The following is a 4,804-nucleotide window of genomic DNA, read 5'->3' on the forward strand; positions in this document are numbered from 1 at the left end:
TCCGCCCCTGCCATTTGGGGGTCGGTCGGAATGATGCGCGGAGCCAGCTCGGACCGGAGACCTCCGAATATCGGAGGGCCGGGATGGCGGCGGTGATCACGTAGACCCATGCTTGAAAATGGATAATTACTATACCATATTTACGCATGGATTTTGAGTATGACCCCGCTAAAAGTGCCTCGAATCTGTCGAAGCATGGCATCGACTTCGATCAGGCACAGGCCCTTTGGGATGACCCGTGGATGCTCGAAGCGCCCGCCAAGACCGAGGATGAACCGCGGTTCATCTCGATTGGGAAGATCGAGGGCAAGCACTGGGCAGCCGTCTGGACGCCGCGAGGTGATGCGGTGCGGATCATTTCGGTGCGCCGCGCCCGAAAGGAGGAGATCAGCTACTATGAAGGCAACTGAGTTCGACAAGAAATTCGACGCCGGTGAGGACGTGAGCGATGCAATCGACTGGTCTCAGGCGCGGCGTCGGAACGATCAGCCCAAGCGCGTGAACGTGGATTTTCCGGCGTGGGTCGTGGAGGGCCTGGACAAGCAGGCTCGGCACCTCGGCGTGACGCGGCAATCGCTAATCAAGCTCTGGATTGCTGAGAGGCTTCAGTAGGGAGGGGTGACATGGATCGCCGAAAATTCAAAATTCAAAGGGTTGCCAACATAACGGCCCCCGATTGAACTCAGCCGGTCTTCTATGAAATATGGGACGTTGTCACGGTGGAGGGAGAAGAACGATTGCATCGAAATTCGGACCTCGCGTTCCGCACGGAAGAAGAAGCAAAAGAGTGGGTTGAGAAGAACTCAGGCCATTGTCAGTGAAGCGAATTTAGAAAGAACGTAGGTCCAAACTATGTGGATTGTCCTCGTCATCGTCGCAGCGGGTTTCTGGCTTTGGCGAAGCAACCAGAAAAGAGCCAAGAGATTTGTGCGGGCCGTGCATTTTCTGAATGCCCTAGACAGTGGCGCAACACCAGATGAAGCAAACGGTATCGTTGCTAAGCTCTTCACAAAGCATTCGAATGCTGATGCTGACAATCAGGCTATCCGCTTTGCTCAAGACCGCGCGCAAAGGTGGACCCAAGGCAAGCAGCTTCCTTGGATACACGAAGCCAGGACTAAAGGGTTTGCGATAGACAGCGGTAGCACAAAGCGCGATTTTGCCCACCTAAGTGTGCAGGCATCGGACGAAGAAAGGCGCGAGGATCTGTACGTTGCTGCCGGTATCGCGCATGTCAGCTTTCTGAATGCGATGAAGCGCGACGTGGATGATGAAGAGTTCTCCGCTGCTGCTTTGGGGGCATTTGACGGTACTGTCCAAGCTCTTGGGGTTAAGCTAACCCATGTTGAAATGTTCAGCATGGGGGCTGCGTTTGTCGTCCGTCAGCTTAAGGACTTGGGGCGTTTGAACGAAGTGGACCCCGAAAGGATTGCGGATCTGACAGCCGAGGCGATGAACTCTAGTGCTTTAGAGGAAATCAGGGGGCAGGCCGGACAAGTGGCTTACAGCGTCACTATGACGATGCGTTCGGCGAGTCCTATCGGTTGAACAAGCGGTATAGGAGACCGGGCTTTGGCCTGTTGTCGGCCAGAAGCGCCGTCACGCGGGTTTCGGAGCTGTCCAGGCGCTTCCGTAGATCGTTGATCGTATCTGCCATCTGATCCTTCTGGGCTTCCAGACCGTTGGCTCTCTCACGGGCGACGGCCAATTCTTTTTCCAGATCAACAACACGGTCTATGTGACTGCTTTCGGGGGCAAATTTTGCCTGTTGCGTGTCGTTGCTTTGCATGTGTTGCGCAACGGTAGGCGGAAAAACCCGGTGCAACTCTGATGGATCAATCTCGTATGAGCCGCCATTGCCCTTACTGGCTGATATCTTTCCGCTTTTGATTGCCCTCTGAATTGTTGTCTTGTTCTTACCGGTGGCCTTTGCGGCCTCTGAGAGTGAATATTTCATGCCGTTGCGCCTCGTTGCTTTTGCCTGTTGCGCAACAGGGTATCGCGTTGCGTTGTGCAACGCCAAGGAAACCTGATCGAGACAGAGCGAGGCCGGGCTAACGCAAGCTGTCCTGCTTCCCGCAGTAGGCGACAAAGGCAGCGCCCGCGTTCTTCGGTGGGTTGCCCTTGGCCGCTTCGCTCTTGGCGAATGCCAGCCAGTCCGAACGCAGGGCGTAGTAGTCCCGGCCCTTCTTTCGTGCCATGGCACGGGCCTTTTCTTCGGCCCAGGCAGGCAGAGAGATGGAGGGGTCAACCTGGGCTTTGGGTTGGCGAGGTCGAGCAGTCACCAAGTCGTTGTCGTCCAGCTCGAAGCGATAGAAGGGCGTCACATCAGCCTTGATGATCTCGCGCAGGTTATGCCGGAACCGTTTTATGGGAGCGTTGCTGCCTGTCTTGTTCTGGAGCGTCGTCAGGCTGATTTGCCACTTCGACTTGCTGCCGCAGTGTTTCCGCGCAATCTCGTAAAGGCGGCGTTCCAGCGGGCGGCGCAGCCGGAAATAGTCATTCGAGATGGTCACAACCTGGTCGGACTCGATGGCCCGCATGAGCCAGCGCGACAGCTTCACCTCGCAGTAATCCAGCCGGAACCGCTCATCGTCCGTGCGGACGAAGCCGCCTTCATCGATCAGCGAGAAAATCCGTGTCTCGATCTTCCCGCCTGTCCGGACGTTGGTTACGAACTGCGTCCCTTGGAGACGAGCAAAAGCGTTCTCAAGGCGCTTGTAGTGATCGCCCCCGATCTGCCGGTTGGTCGCCACGCACAACTCGCGGGCCGAGAAGCGCACAGTTTCCCCGATAGCTTCGCCCCGGTTCTTCCGGTGCATGAGCTGGCTGATAACGAAAATCAGAATGTCCTTGTCGAAGATGGTTGGCAGCCCAAGGCCAGACGGTCTGATCTTCAGGACGTTATCGCCGCTCCGATATTCGAGGTGCCGCATGTCCGGTTTCGTTGCCAGAGAGAAAAGCGGATGTTCCATCGTCGCCATATCATCCTTCGGCACGGCGTCCGCGATATCCAGGACGAAGAAGTCGAGGTTTGGGTGGCGATCGGGGAGCAAACTCATGAGTGAATCTTTGGCCTATCGGGAACTTTCAAATTTGGCCTATCAGGAACCGATTGGGCGGGGCAAGGCGTTTGGCCCTTTCGGAACCAGAATTTGGCCCTTTCGGAACCAGAATTTGGCCCTTTCGGAACCCTGTGGATAGTTTCATGCTTAACTATCAACAGGTTAGGGGTTATTTTTGGCCCCGTAACACTACTCCGTAGGTAACACTATTAACACTAGGGTCAGAGACCGTGACTGGACCCTCGATCCCGTTCCCGGCTTGCACGGTCGGTAACATCGCTTTCCCGTTCTGGTCCGGTTTCTTCCCGAACCGCGGGAGCTGTCAGGCCAAGATTCGTCTCATGGCGTTCAACCTCTGCCGGTGCTTCCTGCGGCCAGCAGGTTGTCACGTCGAGCTGAGGAACATCGGTGCGCAGCATGTTCTTTACCGCAGCTTCCATCCTCGCCATGAATGCCCCGCACTTGGCCACCACCGCCGCCAGGTGCATCCGGTCGGACAGGCTGGGGAAGAGATCGCGCCCAGCCTCATACCGATCCCCCATATTTTCCCGAAGTCCCACACCGAACCGATGGGCCGTGTCATAGATCCGTTCTGCTCCGGATCTGATCGCCTCGATGAAGGGCCAGGGATCGGTGCTGGTATCTCCACCGACCCTATCCAGCGTCAGAGCGCCCCTGGGAGGCTCGTAGGAGCTTCCTTCGGCCCTGTGGCGGGCAATCTCCCCTTTAAGCGCCAGGAGGCCGCTCAGGGCCTCTGTCTGGCGTTCTGAGAGGTCTGCATCCCTGATGGCATCCCACAGGCCCTCAGAGGGCGCTCTGACGCTCTCACGGGCCTTGTCCATGACCGCCCCATAGGTTTCCGGCGACAGGTGCTGGCGCTGCGTGATTTCCTTGCGGGTGCCGCGGACGATTTCGGCGTCCAGATTTTCGCGGCACCAATCGGCCCAGGAGGTCTGCAAGGCGGAGTATTCGTTTCGCTCGCCCGTGGCCTCCTTCAGCTCACGCAGTGCCTTGTTGGTCGAGATCACCGGCTTTCCCCGGCTTTCCCGGACGGGAGAGACCAGAACATCGACCACGGCCCCGCCCTTCTCGTCGAGATCGAGGCGGGTGGCGATCACCGATCCCTCGCCGCCCCAGCTTTCGGCCCATGCCTTCGCCTGGTCGAAGAGCTGGCGGTTATGCGGGTTGTCGGGGTCGTGCAGGTTGCCGGCCTTTTCCACCCATTCCGGCGACACCACGCAGATGGCCTGCAAGCAGAGCGGCGAGCCTTTCCGTTCACCGGCCCCCAGCTCGGACTTGTGGGCCTTGAAGGCGGCGAGATAGTCACGGTCGTTCTCGGCCTTCGACCAGGCGAGACCGAAGCCGGGTTCCGCATCGTCCCGGACCCGCGCCTTGCCGGTCTCGTCGTGACGCTGCGCATGGAGGGATGCCCCGCGAAGCTGGGCGATGCTGGTGAACTTGTTGACGCGGATCGCTGCCTTGAACATGGGACGGTGATAGCGGAGAGCGACAGAATTGTCATTTCAAATGACAACCCACTAGGCAATTCTCTTCGAGCCGCTCCGCTAATTGCCGTTGGGCCGGAGGCGCTGCGCCCTCCTGGACCTCCCGCCGGAAGCCGCCCAGAGGGCGGCTGCGCACCATTCCGCCCCTGCCATTTGGGGGTCGGTCGGAATGATGCGCGGAGCCAGCTCGGACCGGAGACCTCCGAATATCGGAGGGCCGGGATGGCGGCGGTG

6 protein-coding genes are annotated in these 4,804 nt (G+C 58.5%); 3 read left to right on the forward strand and 3 right to left on the reverse strand.

Features of this window, described 5'->3' with window-relative positions:
• The first annotated feature begins 146 nt into the window (after positions 1 to 146).
• The 3 genes from EV657_RS21080 (at position 147) to EV657_RS21090 (ending at position 1,548) form a co-directional block, all read left to right on the forward strand.
• On the forward strand, positions 147 to 410 hold the full coding sequence (locus EV657_RS21080; RefSeq protein ID WP_134079808.1) for a BrnT family toxin: 264 nt from the start codon (positions 147 to 149) through the stop codon (positions 408 to 410).
• Entirely contained in the window at positions 397 to 612 is a 216-nt protein-coding gene (gene brnA / locus EV657_RS21085) for a type II toxin-antitoxin system BrnA family antitoxin (protein WP_036744234.1), read from the forward strand. Before EV657_RS21080 ends, brnA begins: the two co-directional genes overlap by 14 nt.
• A 240-nt stretch (positions 613 to 852) precedes the next feature.
• Complete coding sequence (locus EV657_RS21090) at positions 853 to 1,548, forward strand: hypothetical protein (protein ID WP_134079810.1); 696 nt, start codon at positions 853 to 855, stop codon at positions 1,546 to 1,548.
• On the opposite strand, the gene EV657_RS21095 is transcribed toward EV657_RS21090, so the two are convergent.
• From EV657_RS21095 to EV657_RS21105, 3 genes are all read right to left on the reverse strand, one after another.
• Complete coding sequence (locus tag EV657_RS21095) at positions 1,538 to 1,957, reverse strand: helix-turn-helix domain-containing protein (RefSeq protein WP_134079812.1); 420 nt, start codon at positions 1,955 to 1,957, stop codon at positions 1,538 to 1,540. The two genes, EV657_RS21090 and EV657_RS21095, sit on opposite strands and share 11 nt — an antisense overlap.
• A gap of 97 nt (positions 1,958 to 2,054) precedes the next feature.
• Positions 2,055 to 3,062, reverse strand: coding sequence for a plasmid replication initiator TrfA (gene trfA, locus EV657_RS21100; protein ID WP_134079814.1), 1,008 nt, complete (start codon positions 3,060 to 3,062; stop codon positions 2,055 to 2,057).
• Positions 3,063 to 3,286: 224 nt separating this feature from the next.
• Positions 3,287 to 4,552: a plasmid recombination protein gene (locus EV657_RS21105; protein WP_134079815.1), complete on the reverse strand. Its 1,266-nt coding sequence runs from the start codon at positions 4,550 to 4,552 to the stop codon at positions 3,287 to 3,289.
• Positions 4,553 to 4,804: the final 252 nt, after the last annotated feature.

Source organism: Rhodovulum visakhapatnamense (genome assembly GCF_004365965.1).
Taxonomy (GTDB): domain Bacteria; phylum Pseudomonadota; class Alphaproteobacteria; order Rhodobacterales; family Rhodobacteraceae; genus Rhodovulum; species Rhodovulum visakhapatnamense.